Source organism: Shewanella sp. UCD-FRSSP16_17, assembly GCF_001675935.1.
Taxonomy (GTDB): Bacteria; Pseudomonadota; Gammaproteobacteria; order Enterobacterales; family Shewanellaceae; genus Shewanella; species Shewanella japonica.
Genome location: NZ_LZFV01000035.1, coordinates 451,809 through 469,486 on the forward strand (window position 1 = coordinate 451,809; position 17,678 = coordinate 469,486).

The 17,678-nt window shown below is 40.1% G+C and carries 17 protein-coding genes; 13 read left to right on the forward strand and 4 right to left on the reverse strand.

From position 1 onward, the window contains the following. Positions 1–449 precede the first annotated feature (449 nt). The 5 genes from A9267_RS15670 to aroG all read left to right on the forward strand — a co-directional run bounded on the left by A9267_RS15670 (position 450) and on the right by aroG (position 5,347). On the forward strand, positions 450–788 hold the full coding sequence (locus tag A9267_RS15670) for a P-II family nitrogen regulator (RefSeq protein ID WP_055022618.1): 339 nt from the start codon (positions 450–452) through the stop codon (positions 786–788). Positions 789–798: 10 nt separating this feature from the next. Beyond that, on the forward strand, positions 799–2,049 hold the full coding sequence (locus A9267_RS15675; protein WP_055022617.1) for an ammonium transporter: 1,251 nt from the start codon (positions 799–801) through the stop codon (positions 2,047–2,049). 167 nt (positions 2,050–2,216) lie between these two features. After that, positions 2,217–2,501, forward strand: coding sequence for a hypothetical protein (locus tag A9267_RS15680; RefSeq protein WP_119967653.1), 285 nt, complete (start codon positions 2,217–2,219; stop codon positions 2,499–2,501). Between the two features lie 186 nt (positions 2,502–2,687). Next, entirely contained in the window at positions 2,688–3,908 is a 1,221-nt protein-coding gene (locus A9267_RS15685; RefSeq protein WP_065109835.1) for a tetratricopeptide repeat protein, read from the forward strand. 386 nt (positions 3,909–4,294) lie between these two features. After that, positions 4,295–5,347 (forward strand): 3-deoxy-7-phosphoheptulonate synthase AroG, encoded by a 1,053-nt coding sequence (gene aroG, locus A9267_RS15690; protein WP_065109836.1) that lies wholly within the window; start codon positions 4,295–4,297, stop codon positions 5,345–5,347. A 41-nt stretch (positions 5,348–5,388) separates the two neighbouring features. Here aroG and A9267_RS21820 read toward each other — a convergent pair whose 3' ends face one another. Then, positions 5,389–5,562: a hypothetical protein gene (locus A9267_RS21820; RefSeq protein ID WP_119967651.1), complete on the reverse strand. Its 174-nt coding sequence runs from the start codon at positions 5,560–5,562 to the stop codon at positions 5,389–5,391. Between the two features lie 367 nt (positions 5,563–5,929). On the opposite strand from A9267_RS21820, the gene A9267_RS15695 reads away from it, so the two are divergent. Further along, entirely contained in the window at positions 5,930–7,717 is a 1,788-nt protein-coding gene (locus A9267_RS15695) for an ABCB family ABC transporter ATP-binding protein/permease (RefSeq protein ID WP_065109837.1), read from the forward strand. Between the two features lie 138 nt (positions 7,718–7,855). Then, the gene (locus tag A9267_RS15700) at positions 7,856–8,104 is read left to right on the forward strand and encodes a hypothetical protein (RefSeq protein ID WP_055022612.1); all 249 of its coding nucleotides are present in this window, start codon (positions 7,856–7,858) and stop codon (positions 8,102–8,104) included. Between the two features lie 98 nt (positions 8,105–8,202). On the opposite strand, the gene A9267_RS15705 is transcribed toward A9267_RS15700, so the two are convergent. Beyond that, complete coding sequence (locus tag A9267_RS15705; RefSeq protein WP_231919181.1) at positions 8,203–8,403, reverse strand: hypothetical protein; 201 nt, start codon at positions 8,401–8,403, stop codon at positions 8,203–8,205. Between the two features lie 212 nt (positions 8,404–8,615). Then, positions 8,616–10,097: an FMN-binding glutamate synthase family protein gene (locus A9267_RS15710; protein ID WP_065109838.1), complete on the reverse strand. Its 1,482-nt coding sequence runs from the start codon at positions 10,095–10,097 to the stop codon at positions 8,616–8,618. A 292-nt stretch (positions 10,098–10,389) separates the two neighbouring features. Here A9267_RS15710 and A9267_RS15715 point away from each other — a divergent pair, with 292 nt between their 5' ends. The 6 genes from A9267_RS15715 to A9267_RS15740 all read left to right on the forward strand — a co-directional run bounded on the left by A9267_RS15715 (position 10,390) and on the right by A9267_RS15740 (position 16,905). Then, positions 10,390–10,992, forward strand: coding sequence for a DUF5610 domain-containing protein (locus A9267_RS15715; protein WP_065109839.1), 603 nt, complete (start codon positions 10,390–10,392; stop codon positions 10,990–10,992). Between the two features lie 58 nt (positions 10,993–11,050). After that, a complete protein-coding gene (locus tag A9267_RS15720) occupies positions 11,051–11,800 on the forward strand; it encodes a ferredoxin--NADP reductase (protein WP_055022608.1) in 750 nt (249 codons plus the stop codon). 322 nt (positions 11,801–12,122) lie between these two features. After that, positions 12,123–13,142, forward strand: a complete 1,020-nt coding sequence (locus A9267_RS15725) for a Fe(3+) ABC transporter substrate-binding protein (protein WP_065109840.1) — start codon at positions 12,123–12,125, stop codon at positions 13,140–13,142. 53 nt (positions 13,143–13,195) lie between these two features. Next, positions 13,196–14,827, forward strand: a complete 1,632-nt coding sequence (locus A9267_RS15730) for an ABC transporter permease (RefSeq protein WP_065109841.1) — start codon at positions 13,196–13,198, stop codon at positions 14,825–14,827. Position 14,828: 1 nt separating this feature from the next. Beyond that, positions 14,829–15,857, forward strand: a complete 1,029-nt coding sequence (locus A9267_RS15735; RefSeq protein WP_065109842.1) for an ABC transporter ATP-binding protein — start codon at positions 14,829–14,831, stop codon at positions 15,855–15,857. Positions 15,858–15,966: 109 nt separating this feature from the next. Beyond that, a complete protein-coding gene (locus tag A9267_RS15740; RefSeq protein WP_055022604.1) occupies positions 15,967–16,905 on the forward strand; it encodes a Dyp-type peroxidase in 939 nt (312 codons plus the stop codon). 118 nt (positions 16,906–17,023) lie between these two features. Here the strand turns inward: A9267_RS15740 and argR are convergent, their stop codons facing one another. Then, positions 17,024–17,494 carry a transcriptional regulator ArgR gene (argR, locus tag A9267_RS15745; protein WP_055022603.1) on the reverse strand — a complete coding sequence of 157 codons (471 nt, stop codon included), beginning with the start codon at positions 17,492–17,494 and terminating at the stop codon, positions 17,024–17,026. Between the last annotated feature and the right edge of the window lie 184 nt (positions 17,495–17,678).

Consider the following 17,678-nt stretch of genomic DNA (forward strand, 5'->3'; position numbering starts at 1 on the left):
CCTTAAAGCTTAATTTTACATGTTTAAAGGCCCTCATTTGAGGGTCTTTTTTATGCCTGAAACCCAGTGTGATACCACTCGGCGCAACGCTTTTTTTCCTCAGATTTTGACAACATACCAACTTCTTTAGCCCATCCTTTAATCTATCGTTGTTTTGATTTTTATCCGTTAGTTTACTTTTCTTCTTGGAGTTTCAATTGTTATTGAGTGCTTATTTCTATTAGAACACGAATGAATTAATAGCTCTTTTGAGTCAATTTTGGAGACGAGAAGGATGCGCTAATCTTGTGCGCACCGAAATAGCGCTGCACTTATATGGTGCGAAAGTTTGAGGTTATTGACTGCAATAAATTAAATATTTCAACAAAAACATTATCTTACAAGTTTGGCCTAATGATTGAATTGTTATTGCAAACAAATTTATAACAATCACACTTTTGGAGGTCGAGATGAAACTCGTCAGCGCTATCATCAAGCCGTTTAAATTGGATGATGTCCGAGAAGCAATTGCAGGAATGGGCATTGAGGGAATGACTGTTACTGAAGTTAAAGGCTTTGGACGTCAAAAAGGTCACACAGAACTTTATCGTGGCGCAGAATATCAAGTTGATTTTCTTCCTAAAGTAAAATTAGAAATTGCGACAAAATCTGAAAATTTAGACATGCTAATTGAAGCTATCACAACAGCAGCTCACACCGGCAAGATTGGTGACGGCAAAATTTTCGTAACTGATCTTGAACAAGCAATCCGTATTCGTACGGGTGAGCTTGATAACGAAGCATTATAAGGGGGCTGAAATGGAAGAGTTAGCAGCGTTAGGAACAACAGTAACAGAATTACGATTTGCACTAGATACATTCTACTTTTTGATTTCAGGTGCGTTAGTGATGTGGATGGCAGCAGGTTTTGCCATGCTTGAAGCGGGTTTAGTTCGTTCAAAGAACACCACTGAAATTTTAACTAAAAACGTTTGTTTATATTCAATTGCCTGTGTCATGTACCTACTTGTCGGTTACAACATTATGTATGTTGATAATGTTGAAGCGGGTTGGTTACCTTCATTTGGTTCATTAATAGGGTCACAATCAGCCGATGCGGATCACGCACTTGAGTCAGATTTCTTCTTCCAAGTTGTGTTTGTCGCTACTGCAATGTCGATTGTGTCTGGTGCCGTTGCTGAGCGTATGAAGCTATGGTCATTTTTACTTTTCTCAGTGGTATTAACAGGTGTTATTTACCCAATTGAAGGATACTGGACATGGGGTGGTGGTTTCATTTCTGCTGCTGGTTTTGTTGATTTTGCTGGTAGTGGTATCGTGCACATGGCTGGTGCAGCAGCAGCGATTGCTGGCGTACTGTTACTTGGGGCTCGTAAAGGGAAATACGGCGCGAATGGCGCAGTAAACCCAATTCCTGGTTCAAACTTACCAATGGCGACATTAGGTATGTTTATCCTATGGATGGGGTGGTTTGGTTTTAACGGTGGTTCTCAGTTATTAGTATCAGATGCTGAAAATGCATCAGCAGTAGCAAAAATCTTTGTTAACACAAACTCTGCAGCCGCATTTGGTGCAGTATCAGCACTCATTGTTTGTAAAATTGTTTGGGGTAAAGCTGATTTAACCATGATTTTAAATGGTGCATTAGCTGGTTTAGTTGCTATTACCGCTGACCCATTATCGCCTTCATTATTGATGTCTGCAGTTATCGGTGTCGTTGCTGGTGGTGTGGTTATTTTCTCAATCGTTGGTTTTGACCGCATTAAAATCGATGACCCAGTAGGTGCAATTTCGGTGCATGGTGTATGTGGTTTCCTAGGCTTAATGCTAGTGCCATTATCAAATGCTGACGCAAGCTTTGGCTCGCAGTTATTTGGTGCTGCAGCAATCTTCACTTGGGTATTTGCCGCTTCATTTGCTGTTTGGTTTGTCCTTAAAGCAACTGTTGGTATTCGTGTTACTGAAGAAGAAGAGTATAACGGTATGGATGCATCAGACTGTGGTGTTGATGCATACCCAGAGTTTGTATCGATTAAATCAGCGGGTTAATAACTGAAAAATCGTTTATAAAATCGTGTATAAAAGCAGAGCTATTTAGCTCTGCTTTTTTGTTATACTGATGAAATACCAATGCTCTTATTTGAATAGGTCTCACTATGGCTAAGTCACTTAGGTTAACGCTTCTTATTAGTGTTATAGCACTTGCGGGAATAACGATGACTACGCTAAGCCATGCGGGTAAAGTTGTGGTTCGTAAATCATCTGAACCCTTTGATGCCTTTGCCGTTAGAGATGCGGTTCAGCAAGATCATCAGTGGCAAGAAATGCTACGTATGCAACAACAAATTCAAATCCTTCAAGCGTTGCCTTTAGGGTGCCTCGCAGTCGCTGTTCCATACCATTATTATAATTGTGCAGGCAGTATGTACCGACCTTATATGCATCAAAATCAAGAGTTATTTATTCAAATTGACCCGCCTAAAATACCACAAGTAAAGTAATTACTATCTTCTTGGTAATGTGCTTCGCTATGTTCTTAGCGATATACATTGCCCAGTTTATTCCGTTTCAGTTGATTGTTGCTGAACAGCCTTAACCTTATTGAAAATATTTTTGTCACATTTATATATCTCAATTTTCGTACATGCATCTATGCTTAATAAAGGTGTTTTGTACGGAGCATAAATATGTTTCAAAAATATGAAAGTAACAAAAAAAATAATAATGCAATTTTACCTCGCAATAATATACAGCTAAGCCTTTGTTTGGCATTGCTATTACCTCTCTTTCTTTTTGGCTGCTCTAGCACTCAACCCCATCAAAGTTCAGCCAATGCCACGGAGTTGTTTAATGACAGCTATTTCACACCAACGGCAATACCAGCAACAGAAACAATCTATGAGTTACCTGAGGGCATGGTTAATGAGATTAAGAAAGCGTATGCCCGCTCAGGTGGAGTTGTTGGAAATAAAAAGCCGGTTAATGTTTGGCTTGCTGAGTACATTGATGCAGAAAATGGTGGATTTGAATATCGTGATCATTATACGCGAATGGCCAGCGTTACCGCACAAGAACGAGCAGGCAATTGCATGTCTTTAGTTGTGCTGTCTACTGCAATAGCTGAGGCATTAAATGTCCCTGTTAAGTATCAAGACATAGATGTTGAGCCTATTTGGGATAGACGTGGCGGTTTTTATCTTGTTAATGGTCATGTGAATATGAAGCTGCTTCATCGAGACGACATCAACTCATACAGCTTTAGAGGGTCTGAAATTTTAGTCGACTTTTTACCTGAGCGTTCAATTAGAGCCTATAGAATAAAGCAGATAAACAAGCAGACTTTATCGAGTATGTACTTCAATAACGTTGCAGCAGAAGCATTAGTTAAAAACGAGTATGACTTAGCTTATGCACTATCTAAAAGAGCGATAGAATTAGATCCATATTATGTAAATAGCATTAATACGTTAGCTGTGATTTATCGCCATAAAGGTTTAAACAAACTCGCAGAGCAAGCGTATCGGCATGTATTACAGCTTGAGCCTGAGAACATTACGACTTTATATAACTTAGCCTTGATATTAGGTGAACAAAACAGATTAGATGAATGGCAACAAGTACATAAAGTATTGGAGCTTGCACGGATTAAAAACCCTTTCTACTACTTTGATATGGCGCAACAAGCTTATTTTGAAAAGCAGTATCAAGAGGCGCTAGTCTGGTATAAGCGTGCGGTTGAAAGAGCCGACTATCGACATGAGTTTTATTTTGGCCTGTCCCGTGCTTACTGGGCGACAGGTGATGAGAGACGTGCGAAAAAGAATATGAAAAAAGCGCTGGATTTGAGTATTGATGAAGTAAACCAACATCGCTACAAAGGTAAGTTGCAAGCTATGATGCGCCATTAGTCCGATAGCTCTGCAAAGAAGCGCGAAAAACAAAGGCCTCATCGATGGCCCATTATAAAACCATGCTCAACATGTGTTGCTCATGGTTTTTTCGTTTATGACTTTGAGCACGCTGTACGATATTAACTCAATCTAGTCAAATAAACGCAGATAATAAAAATTTCATATTTATTCAACTAAACCGAACTTAATGAATTTATTATATATTTTATTTTTGTTTATCTAAACTTATTGATTAACAGTCATTTAAATACATAAAACTGATAAAACCATAGATTGAACGAATTATTGTGTGGTACTGTTTGAATTATAGAGCTGATCGCTATGCTTTACTGCCAATGTTAAACGTTGGCATAAATAAACTGTTTGCTGGAGTTGTATAAACTATGTATTACCAAAATGATGACGTTAGAATTGATGAAATAAAAGAACTATTGCCTCCAATTGCCATTTTAGAGCGATTTCCAGCATCAGAAACTGCATCAGCAACAGTCTTTAACGCACGTGATGGCATTCACCGTATTTTAAACAGACAAGATGATCGTCTACTTGTCGTTATAGGCCCTTGCTCTATCCACGACCCTGTTGCCGCGTTGGATTATGGTAAACGCTTATTAGCATTACGTGAAAAATATAAAGATCAGCTTGAAATCGTCATGCGAGTGTATTTTGAAAAGCCACGTACAACTGTTGGTTGGAAAGGTTTAATTAATGATCCTTACATGGACAATAGCTTTAAATTAAATGATGGCTTACGTACTGCACGTAAACTTCTCGTTGATTTAAACGAAGCAGGTATTCCTACCGCGGGTGAGTTCCTCGATATGATTACACCACAATATGTGGCGGATATGAWGTGTTGGGGCGCAATTGGTGCTCGTACTACTGAGTCTCAAGTTCACCGTGAGTTAGCATCGGGTTTATCAAGCCCTGTCGGGTTTAAAAATGGTACTGACGGCACAATTAAAGTCGCTATCGATGCTATTGGTGCAGCAAGTGCACCTCATCACTTTTTATCAGTGACCAAGTTTGGTCACTCAGCCATTGTATCGACAAAAGGTAATCCTGACTGTCATATCATTCTTCGTGGCGGTAAAGAGCCAAACTTCAGTCAAACTCATGTAGCAGCGATTGAAAGCCAACTAGAGAAAGCCAAGCTTGCAGCTAATATTATGATTGATTTTAGTCACGCTAATAGCAGTAAGGATTTTAAAAAGCAGATGTTAGTGGCAGAGGATGTGGCTAATCAGATTAGTGCGGGCAATCAGAATATTTTTGGTGTGATGGTTGAAAGTAATATTGAAGAAGGTCGCCAAGATTTAGTTGTTGGTAAAGCGCTTTGTTACGGTCAAAGTATTACTGATGCTTGTATTGGCTGGGCCGATACCGAAAGCTTATTAGAGACACTTAGCCAAAGCGTACAAAAGCGTCGCAGCTAATTAAGTGCACTGATTTGATAAAAAAGGCGCTGAGAGGCGCCTTATTTATTGGTATTTGCTAAATATTCGTTTGCTTTAGCTAGGCTTCCAAATGCCGAGATGAGGTTGTTTCTTCCTTTGTCTTGTAGCTCAGGGTTACCTGATTCGATCATCATCCATACCCAAGTTTGTATTAGTTGTAATGGTGGGTGCTGAACTTTTGTTGCGTCTAACATGTTACTTCCTTTGAGCTGGGAAAAAATGTTAATGGCTGGTAATAAATGCCAAAAAGAATCAAATAAAGAGTACCAAATTCTTTTTCGTTTCAGAACTAGAAACAAGCCAAAATTAGCTAAATCTGCGTTTTTTTCTAAAAAAATAGTCTTTTAGACTAGTCAAAAAAAGCAAAAGTAATTCTAAAGTATTATTTATCGGATATCTTACCGATATAATGCCGTAAAATCATGCAATTTTTATCGTGCTTTTTTGATTTTAAATAAGCTATGTAAAGCCGTTATAGTGTTAACGTTATGTAGAACTTAATGTCTTGCTTAACTGAAATTGTTGCATTGTGCTTTTATTCCCTCCCTATGGTGAAATTTAATGAGACCCTCTTTATATTTTGATGGCCCTGTTGGCAAACTTAACTGGAAAGTTGTGGGGCTATTGTGGCCTTACTTATTCGAGTTCAAAGGGCGTATTTTTCTGGCAATGTTATGTCTTGTTGTTGCCAAACTTGCCAGTGTGGGCCTACCGTTTATTTTAAAAGATTTGGTTGATAGCTTAGATGCTCAAAAAACGGCAACAATCGTGGCCGTGCCAATTGCTTTGGTGTTGGCTTATGGCTCGGTTAGGTTTCTTAATGTCATCATTGGTGAAATTCGAGATACGTTATTTGGCCGAGTCACTGAACGTGCAATTCGGCGCCTAGGTTTAGCGGTATTTGAGCATCTGCATCGTCTTGACTTGGATTTCCATTTAGATAGGCGGACAGGTGGATTGTCTCGGGACATAGAGCGTGGCACCAGTGGTGTTAGCTTTTTGATGCGCTTTATGGTGTTCAATATTGTTCCGACCTTGCTAGAAATCAGTCTGGTCATCATTATCTTTTTTATTAACTATGGAATCGGTTTTGCGTTAATCACTTTGATTGCGGTCGTTGCGTATATTGGCTATTCAATAGTGGCGACTGAGTGGCGTACCGGTTTTGTTCGTGATGCTGCCAATGCAGATTCATTATCCAATACACGGGCAGTTGATAGTTTACTTAACTATGAAACGGTTAAGTATTTCAATAATGAGCGCTATGAATCACAGCGTTACGATGAAGCATTGGATCAATGGGAAGTCGCCAAACGTAAAAACAGGTTATCGCTATTTGCTTTAAACGCTGGCCAAGCACTGATAATTGCGGTCGCGATGACAGCTATGATGGGGCTTGCTGCCTATGAAGTGACTGAAGGCAATATGACATTAGGTGATTTCGTATTAATTAACGCATTTATGATGCAGCTGTTTATCCCACTTAATTTTTTAGGTTTTGTTTATCGAGAGATTCGAGGTGCACTAGCTAATATTGAGCGAATGTTTTCTTTGTTAGATAAAGTACCAGCCATCCAAGATATTCCGTCAGCGTCTAATGTGACGCCAACTCAAGGTGAACTAGCGTTTAATCATATTTGCTTTAACTATGATGAGCGGCCGATCCTAAAAGATGTCAGTTTTAGCATTCCAGCAGGTCAAAAAGTGGCTGTTGTAGGAGAAAGTGGCGCGGGTAAATCTACCCTGATAAAGCTGCTATTTCGGTTTTATGACGTTGATAGTGGCTTAATAACCATTGATGGGCAAGATATTAGACAGTTAACTCAGCAGGCACTGCGTCAATCAATCGCCATCGTGCCACAAGATACAGTGCTGTTTAATGACACCATCTATAACAATATTCTTTACGGCCAGCCAACAGCAACTGATGAAGCGCTCAAAGAGGCGGTACACTTGGCTAACCTGACTGATTTCATCGAGTCATTACCCCAAAAATGGCAAACTAAAGTTGGGGAGCGAGGCTTGAAGTTATCAGGCGGTGAGAAACAAAGAGTCTCCATTGCCCGAGCTATTCTAAAAGCAGCCCCCATTTTAGTGTTTGATGAAGCAACGTCATCACTAGATAGCCAATCTGAGCAAGCCATTTTATCTGCCCTAAAAGTGGCGGCAAAAGGACACACCAGTTTGGTGGTCGCTCATAGGTTATCTACGATTGTTGATGCTGATAAAATCGTGGTGTTAAGTGAAGGCCGAATTGCAGAACAGGGGACGCATAAAGCGTTATTATCGCAAAATGGCGTGTATGCAAAGTTATGGCGAATCCAAAATGAGCAAACTATCACACATTGATCGCATGCTTGTGTGTGTTTTCTCTCTTTGAAAGTGCAGTTTTTGTGTATAATTAACTTTAATTGCCTGGAAAGGATTGAGATCGTTTAGGTAAATAGGGAATTATCGGGTAATTAAGCCTAAGTATGGAGGTCGTTAGTGCAAAACATTTCTTTAATAGCAGCCCTAGAGGGGACACAACATAAAGTGACCACCGATTGGTTTGCGATTATGGCTACGCTTGAAAAGCGAGAAATGAACCAAGATGAACTGCAGGCTGTTTATGATGAACTATGTGCAGGATTAATTGTGACAACCCGTGGACTGACATTAGCTAAAATTAATGACAATGAAAGCGAAGACAGTTTATTAAAAGCGGATGATAGCGCAGCCGATATCTTAGTCTAATGGCACTTTATGCCTTAATGAAAGGCAAAGTGAATGGTATTTATCCAATAAAAAAGCAATCATAATGATTGCTTTTTTATTGGATAAACTGAGTCGGGTTAGCTGTTTTTAGACCAACTGTTACACACCATTTTTATTATTGCATCGCTAGTATTTAATTCCGTTAGACGAGTAATCTTGCCATGATCGAAGCAGACTTTTTCACCTTCGATTTCTGAAAGGCGCTCACAATTGGTACAAGTTAATGACATTGCTTTATGGGTATCATTATGTGCCATGATTGAATTTGTCTCTTTCAAATCTATATCCCTTCGCCAATATGCTTAACGTGATTAAAAGTGTGGTTTACGTCACAATTTTATACTTAATCTAAAGATAGTTCAAAGTATTACCTTGTCAATATATTAGCAATTGGTCTAATAGTTTTTTCTAATGAGCCGCAGTGTTGCTTAAGTTTATCATTCTACAGTGATTATCTATTAGGTTACGACTTAGTTTGCGATCAATGTACTCAATACTGTTGATAAAATTTGTCCAATGACACCGATATACCGCGCTCTGTGACAATTCTGGCGTGGTGCCGTGTTAACTGTCTTGCTTCACTTACTCCACATGAATGGGCAATAATTTTCAAGTCATGATGCAAAGATCGATTATAATTCGCCACCCTTGCAGATTTGTTATGGGGATCTAACCCTTGTTGAAGATGCTTATTATGGGTAGTGATGCCGGTTGGACAAGTATCTTTATTACACTGTAAAGCTTGTATGCAGCCTAGTGCGAACATATTTCCCCGTGCTGAGGCAATAAAATCGGCACCTGTCGCCAAGGCCCACGCAACCTGAGAGGGCAATATCATTTTGCCGCTAGCAATCACTTTGATTCGTTGCTTCAATCCTTTTTGTTTAAACAGATTGATGACTATAGGCAAGCTTTCTTTAATCGTTAAGCCGACATGATCCATTAATGCTTGAGGCGCGGCGCCTGTTCCGCCTTCAGCGCTATCAAGGGTAAAAAAGTCTGGTGCACTCTCAATGCCTCGGTGTTTTATTTCTTCACATAAGTCTATTAACCACTGTTCATCACCAAGCACAGCTTTTATGCCTGTGGGCTTTCCTGTGATGTCACGAACATGGCAAATCATGTCAATAATATCCACGACGCTATTAAACTCAGCATGGCCATTAGGACTAATGGAATCTTGCCCTACCGGGATCCCTCTGATAGTGGCAATTTCTTCAGTGACTTTAACGCCAGGTAAAATGCCGCCTTTACCAGGTTTTGCACCTTGGCTTAGTTTAATCTCAAACATTTTGACGTTGTCATGGGCTGCAATGTTACGGAGCTTGTCATCATCAAGTTTTCCTTGCTCATCACGTACGCCATATTTAGCAGTACCGATTTGAAATACTAAATCACAGTTGCCTTTAAGGTGATGCTCGCTTAAGCCTCCTTCGCCAGTATTAAGCCAGCAACCAGCTTGTGCTGCACCATGGGATAATGCCGTAACGGCAGGGCGAGATAATGCACCAAAGCTCATCGCAGAAATGTGGCAAACTGTTGCTGTCCTATACGGGGTTTTACAGTGCTCACCTACAGTAATAATGCTGTCTTGATGTTCATCTGAATCATATTTAGGAAATGCGGCATTAAGAAACATTACCGTGCCAGTTTTGTCGTGCACTTGGGTTGAGCCAAATGAGATGGTGCGATCGACATCTTTTGCGGCGCGATATACCCAGCTACGCTCAGCACGATTGAAAGGCAACTCTTCTCTATCTTGAGCAAAAAAGTATTGCCTGAAAAACTCACCTTGTTTCTCAAACAAATATCTAAATCGACCTATTACGGGGTAATTGTGACGAATAGCTTGTTTAGTCTGTAATTTATCTGCGATGTACATATAAATCACTGAGATAAATAAAATGGCAATACAGGCGAGAAATAACCCTGTAAATATCTCTAATCCGACGATAAACCAATGTGGCTGCATTTTTGTTCCTTAAAAATGATCGATTGATATTGAGTAGATAACAGTTATTAGTGATTGATATTCGCTAAATTGTTTATTTTTTGACTATCATCATTATGAATGAAGGTCGGTTTTTGTTCTAGGTAATTTAAAGGTACCGATAGCGACAAATGGAAATAATAACTCGCCACCATAAAGCTGCAGGTTTTTTGGTCGATAAACTCGCAAGCGTTTTTGGTTTTATCACATCATTTTTGACATCGGTATACCAAAGGTTGATACCCATTGTAAAAGTGATTATGAGGATACACTGATGGAAATTTATAACCCAACGCAGCTAAATGCTCAGGCTGCTAAAAATCAACAGCCTAGTGCTGGTGCTAAAGATATTCCCAGCAATAACGATGTCTCTGGGAGCAAAGCATCAATCAGCGAGATAAGTAGGGATTTAAAAAATAGCAGTATTTTGGCTGCGCAAGAACAAGTGAGTATTCAATCTGGCGATAAATCCATGGCACTTCTTTATCGAGCAGCTATTGATTCAATTAACAGTGAATTGGCTCCAACCTTAGGCGAAAATGTCATTCAAAAAAATGCTGAAAATGAAGTGGATTATTCGCCAGAAGCCACTGCAGAGCGTATAGTCAGTTTTGCGACTAACTTTTTTTCGGTGCACCAGCAGCAAAACAGTGGCATGGCGTTTAATGAGCAATTAGATAGCTTTATGGACATTATTTCTGGTGCAATTGATCAAGGTTTTAGTGAGGCCACTGAGATTTTAACTGGTCTGAATGTATTTGAAGGTGACATTGAAGCTGGCGTGGATAAAACCTATAGCTTGATACAAGCTGGGCTTGAAACCTTCAAGCAAGAGACGGCAACACAAGCGGACGTAGAAAGCGAGCAACTAACATAGAATTAGCGCATAAAGTTAGCGAATTGACATAGAGAACTGATTTTCTAAGGAACAGCTTATGTGGACAACAGGTACTGTTATTGAACGTATTGAATGGAACGATAAATTGTTTTCGTTACGCATCGAAGCCGATGTTGAGCCATTTATAGCTGGGCAATTTATCAAGCTCAGCCAAATTCGGGATGAAAAACGTATCGCAAGAGCTTATTCACTGGTCAATCCGCCAGGAAAACCTTATATCGAAGTGCTTGCCGTCGCAGTTGAAGATGGTCAGTTATCGCCAGATTTACAAGCATTAAAAGTAGGAGAGCAAATCGAAGTCAGCACCAAAGCGGCAGGCTTTATGACGCTTGAAGAAATTCCCACAGGGGCAATACAAGGACCGCATCTTTGGTTTTTGGCAACAGGTACTGCAGTAGGGCCTTTCATTTCAATGATGGAAACTGATGAGCCATGGCAACGTTTTGAAAAAGTGGTGCTGGTTTATGGCGTTCGGTTAATCGAAGATTTAGCTTATTTACCGCAAATTAAGGCGTTACAACAAAAGTACCCGCAGCAATTTATTTTTATACCGTCAGTGACACGAGAGCATTATCCCGAGGGGTTGTCTTGTCGAATTCCCGATGGCCTTCAAAGTGGGTTAATTGAACAAACAGCAGGCATCGCGCTTAGTGCCGATAACTCTCAAGTGTTAATTTGTGGTAATCCTGAAATGATTGTGGATGCGCAATCAACGTTAACTGAAAAAGGATTAGTTAAGAACTTACGCCGAGCTCCTGGGCAAATTACGGTAGAGAAATACTGGTAAGACGCAGTGGTAGCCTGCGTTGATAACGGTTATTTTTCGCTCACTATTAGAGGCTGTATTTATCCTTAATACAGCCTTCAAAAACCCTTGTTTTACTCACTAATTAACTTACTTATTCCAAATAATACAGTCAGTAATCTTTAAAGAATACTTGCTCAAAAAGCGCCGATCTATTATCCTTTCCGCAATTGATAATTATTATCATTTCCATGGGTGATAACCTAATGCAATATAAGTAACATTTTAATTATTGGTTAAGAAAAGTGCTTAAATCAGGTTTTTGCAATAATAAAAAGCGCCGTAAGGGCAAGGAGAAATTGGAATGAAATCGTTAAAGAGTTTTGCGCTGTTAGGTCTTGCAGCTGTATCTTCAATGGGTTCTATCGCAGCACAAGCAGCAGATGATCTTACTGTATATTCTTATCGACAAGCGTTTCTTGTTGAGCCGATTTTAGAACAATTTACTAAAGACACTGGCATTAAGGTCAACGTCGTATTTGCTAAAGATGGCATTGCTGAGCGTATTGCCCGTGAAGGTCGTCTTTCTCCTGCTGATGTTGTGCTTACATCAGATTTTTCACGTTTAATGGAATTGGTTGAAAAAGATTTAGTTGTTGACGTTAAAAGCGATACGTTAAGCAGCAATATCCCTGAGCAATATCGTTCTCCAGACAATGACTGGTATGCGTTAACCATGCGTGTTCGTAATGTTTACTCTTCAAAAGATCGTGTGGGTAAGCTCGATCTAAACTATGAAGATTTAGCATCAGAACAGTACAAAGGTAAGATTTGTACTCGTAGTTTCAAGCATCCTTATAATATTGCGCTAGTTGCTTCAATGATTGCTCACCATGGTGAAGCTGAAACTAAGACTTGGCTTGAAGGCGTAAAAGCTAATCTAGCACGTAAACCTCAAGGAAATGACCGCGCGCAAGTGAAAGCGGTTAAAGAAGGCTTATGTGATGTGGCCATTGGTAACAGCTATTACTTTGGTAAAATGTTGACAGATCCTAAGCAAAAGAGCTGGGCTGATGCGGTTTACATTAACTTCCCGAATCAAAAGAATCGCGGTTCACACATCAATGTTTCAGGTATGGCTCTCGCTAAGTTTGCACCGAACAAAGATAATGCTATAAAATTAATGGAATTTTTATCATCTGATGTTGCGCAAAAATCTTATGCAGAAGTGAATATGGAATATCCAGTAAAAGCGGATGTTGCACCTTCTGAAATGGTTGCATCTTGGGGAAGTTTTAAAGCTGATGACCTTCCGATTTACAAGCTAGCAGAAAATCATCAAGCAGCTGTTAAACTACTTGATGAAGTTAAATTTGACCTATAAGAATGCAGCATTTCACCGCATAGTCATTATGCGGTGCTAACTGGAATGTATTTATGATTTTAGGCTTAACCAGAAGCTGGTCGCTCACTGGTTATGCGATTGCGGCAATATTAATATTGCCGCTTTTTGCACTTATAGTACAAGCAACAATTCCTGACGAAGCAGTATTTAGTCATTTATTTGATACTGTTTTACCAACCTATATCAGCAATAGCTTGTTACTCATGCTACAGGTTTGCATCGGCTCTTTGCTCATCGCTGTGCCTGCGGCTTGGCTCGTAGCACGTTGTGATTTTCCTGGACGGCGCTATTTCCAATGGGCACTACTGCTACCTTTAGCAATGCCTGCCTATATCGTCGCGTATGTTTATACCGACATGCTTGATTATGCTGGACCTGTGCAACGTATGTTAAGGCAAGTCTTTGGTTGGTCATCCCCACAAGATTATTACTTCCCCGATATTCGTACGCTAACAGGCGCAGCTATCATGCTGTCTTTAGTGTTATTTCCATATATTTACCTGTTAGCCCGCACAGCCTTTATGGAGCAATCGTCTAGCTTATTACATGCCTCTCGCATTATGGGCTGCAATCCTTGGCAAAGCTTTTGGCGCTTAGGTTTACCCATGGCAAGGCCAGCCTTAGCGGTGGGAATGGCGTTAGTGGCAATGGAAACCGCTGCTGATTTTGCCACGGTAAGTTACTTTGCTGTGCCGACGTTAACGACTGCGGTTTATGATACTTGGCTTGGCTATGGCAGCTTATCTGCCGCAGCAAAACTTTCGGCAATCATGTTGTTGGTGATTTTTGCCATGGTAGGGGTAGAGCGCTTTGCTCGCCGTAAACAAGAGTTATTTCAAAAGCAATCAAAACTGACAGAGTCAGACCGTTATTATTTAACAGGCTTTAAAGCTTGGAGCTCATTTGCTTACTGCGCTTTATTGATTGTATTGGCATTTTTATTACCTTTTATGGTGCTTGCAGGCTATGCAATCGACTATTTTGATGAAAGCTGGAATAGCCGCTTTTGGCAATACAGTTTTAATAGTTTATATATCGCAGCCGTAGTGAGCTTTATCTGCGTTGTACTGGCATTAATTATGATGTTTGTTCGCCGTGTTAGCCCACGTAAAAGTGATTTGCTACCTTCACGATTAAGCAGCACGGGTTATGCAATACCTGGCACGGTACTGGCAATTGGCGTTTTGGTTCCACTGACTTATCTCGATTTTGCCATTAATGATGTTTATGCCTACTTTGATAGCAGAGGACCTGGCTTATTATTTACGGGCAGTGTCATTGCGCTTATCTTTGCTTTTTGCGTTCGCTTTGTGGCGATTTCAATTGGCAGTATCGAAAATAGCTATAAGCGAATGTCTCCTTCGTTAGATATGGCAAGTATTACTATGGGGCAAACCCCAAGACAGCTGCTATGGCGTGTGCATTTACCTTTGTTACGTAAAGGCATATTTGCAGGAGCACTGTTAGTATTTATTGAAAGCATGAAAGAGCTGCCAGCAGCGTTACTATTGCGTCCTATCGGTTTTGAAAACCTTGCGACTCATGTTTTTCAGTTTGTTTCTGATGAGCAACTAGAGCATGGTGCTTTGGCTGCAATTGTCATCGTAATCGTTGGACTTATCCCATTGATTTACCTTAATCGTTCGCTGGAGCAAGAGAGCTAATATGTCCACACTGACCATTAAAAATGTTAAAAGTGACTACCAAGGGCAGGTCATACTTAATGGGCTCAACCTAACCTTAGAGCAGGGAGAAATCGTTGCGCTGTTAGGGCCTAGTGGCTGCGGTAAAACCACGTTATTACGTGCTATTGCTGGTCTTCAAGCGATCAGTGAAGGTGAAATTATCATAAATGGTCAATCGCTAAGTGCTGATGGCGTATTTGTTCCCAGCGAAAAGCGTGGTATTGGGATGATTTTTCAAGATTATGCATTGTTTCCCCATTTAACCGTCAGTGATAATATTTTGTTTGGCGTTAAGGGGTTATCTGAAAAAGATCGCCAAGACCGCCTTGAGGATATGCTCGCTTTAGTTAAGCTTGAAGGCTTAGGGAAACGTTATCCTCATGAGTTATCAGGTGGCCAGCAACAACGTGTTTCGATTGCCAGAGCCTTAGCGTATCAACCCGAGATTTTACTTCTCGATGAGCCTTTTTCTAATATCGATTCTCAAGTGCGTAGTGAGATGATGCTGGAAATCAGACAGATCTTAAAGCAGCGTAATGTCAGTGCAGTTTTTGTAACCCACAGTAAAGATGAAGCGTTTGTATTTGCAGATAAACTGGCTTTGTTTAAAGAAGGCGGAATTGTTCAGCATGGTATTGCAGAAGACTTGTACGGTGAGCCAAACGATCGTTACGTTGCAGAGTTTCTTGGTGAAGGTAACTACATTACTGTCACCATTAAAAGCGCCACGCAAGTCGCCTCCATATTAGGCTTAATAGAAAGCACTAGCCTGATAAAAAACGTGGTTAATACTCAGGGGCAATTACTTCTCAGGCCGCAGCAAATCGAGATTCAACCTGCAGCACAGGGGCAAGGTGAAATTGTCGAGCGACGTTTTCTGGGTACAATTTGTCATTATTGGGTTAAAGTAGGTCAACAGACGCTCGAAGTGAGAAGTCAGTTAACCGAACTGACATTAGGCCAGAAAGTTAATTTGTCCATATCAGCGCATCCGCTAGTGATTTTTTAGTGACCTAAGTCTAAATTGATTAAATATTGCATAGAGCAGTAAGGAATAAATTGCTCAATTGCCTTAAACTCTTTATATCTTATTATTGTTAAAGGTGATTGATTCCAACATGGAAACACAGAATATGCCTCGCGAACAGTTAGGGATTTGTGCTGAAGGAAATCTGCATAGCGTCTATTTGATGTTTAATGCAAATGATGGTGTCGAAGATCAGCTTCGTCCATGTTTAGCCAATGTAGCCCAATATATTTATGAATTATCTGATCAATATGCAGATAGTGCATTTAATGGCTTTGTTGCTATTGGTGCGAATTATTGGGATACCATTTTTGACGGACAAAGACCTGCTCAATTACGCCCTTTTCCTGCGATGAATGAAGGTAATCGAGATGCACCAGCAATCGAATACGACTTATTCATGCATATCCGCTGCGATCGTTATGACATTTTGCATTTAGTTGCCAATGAAATTAGCCAAATGTTTGAAGGTTTGGTTGAGTTAATTGAAGAAGAACGTGGCTTTAGATTTATGGACAGCCGTGACTTAACTGGCTTTGTCGATGGTACAGAAAACCCGAAAGGGCGTAGCCGTCAAGAAGTTGCTTTAGTGGCTGATGAGGATATTTCATTTAAAGGCGGTAGTTATGTTCATGTGCAAAAATATGCCCATAACTTGAGTAAATGGAATCGCCTACCGCAGAAGAAACAAGAAGATATCATTGGCCGTACTAAGCAAGATGATATTGAATACGCTTCTGAAGATAAGCCATTAACCAGCCATATCAAGCGAGTTAATTTAAAAGATGCAGATGGTAAGTCGATGGAGATTTTACGTCAGAGCATGCCTTTTGGCTCGTTAAGAGAGCAAGGGTTGATGTTTATCTCGACCTGCCATAATCCAACTCATTTTGAAGAAATGCTACGCAGCATGATTTATGGTGACGGTCATGGTAATCACGACCACCTCATGCAGTTTACTAAAGCGCTGACAGGGTCATCATTCTTTGCGCCATCATTAGATTTTTTAGCGCAGTTTGCTAACGACTAATTTTGCAAAATACGCGTTCTTGTAAGCTTGGGTAGATTAAAACCAAAAAAAGCAATGCCAAGGCATTGCTTTTTTATTGGGTTTTCGTCCGTACTACAGACTCAACATGACGCTTGTTTTACTCGCTGTAGTTAAACAGTGATTTAACCGTTTCTAGCGTATCATCGATGGTTTTAATGCTTGATGGACAAATGAAGATCGTGTCGTCACCAGCAATGGTACCTAAAATGCCTTCAGGCTTACCTATTGAATCAAGTAATCGCGCGATGAGTTGTGCTGCACCTGGACTGGTACGCACTACAATCATAGCTTGGTTATGATCAACATCTAATACTAAGTTTTTAACTGGGCTACCTGCTGTCGGTACACCTAATTCAGCGGGCAAACAGTACACCATTTCTTGCTTAGCATTTCGAGTTCGCACCGCGCCAAACTTACTGAGCATGCGCGATACTTTAGATTGGTTTATGTTGCCAAAACCTTCTGCTTGTAGTGCGTTGACGATCTCACTTTGGCTACCAAAGCGTTCTTCCTTTAATATCGACTTAAACGTTTTAACGAGTTCATCCTGATTCTTGGTCGCTGGCATATTTTTTTTCGTCTTATAGTAATTTTTAAATTGAATACAATATATTCACAAAACGGGTTCATTTTGAATATATAAACGTCACAAGTCAAGAAATAAGCTAAATCGGTGAATAAAAATTCACTTTACAGTGTAAGTGCTAAATCAGGGATTATTGATATATATATCATAGAATAAGTTAATTGCT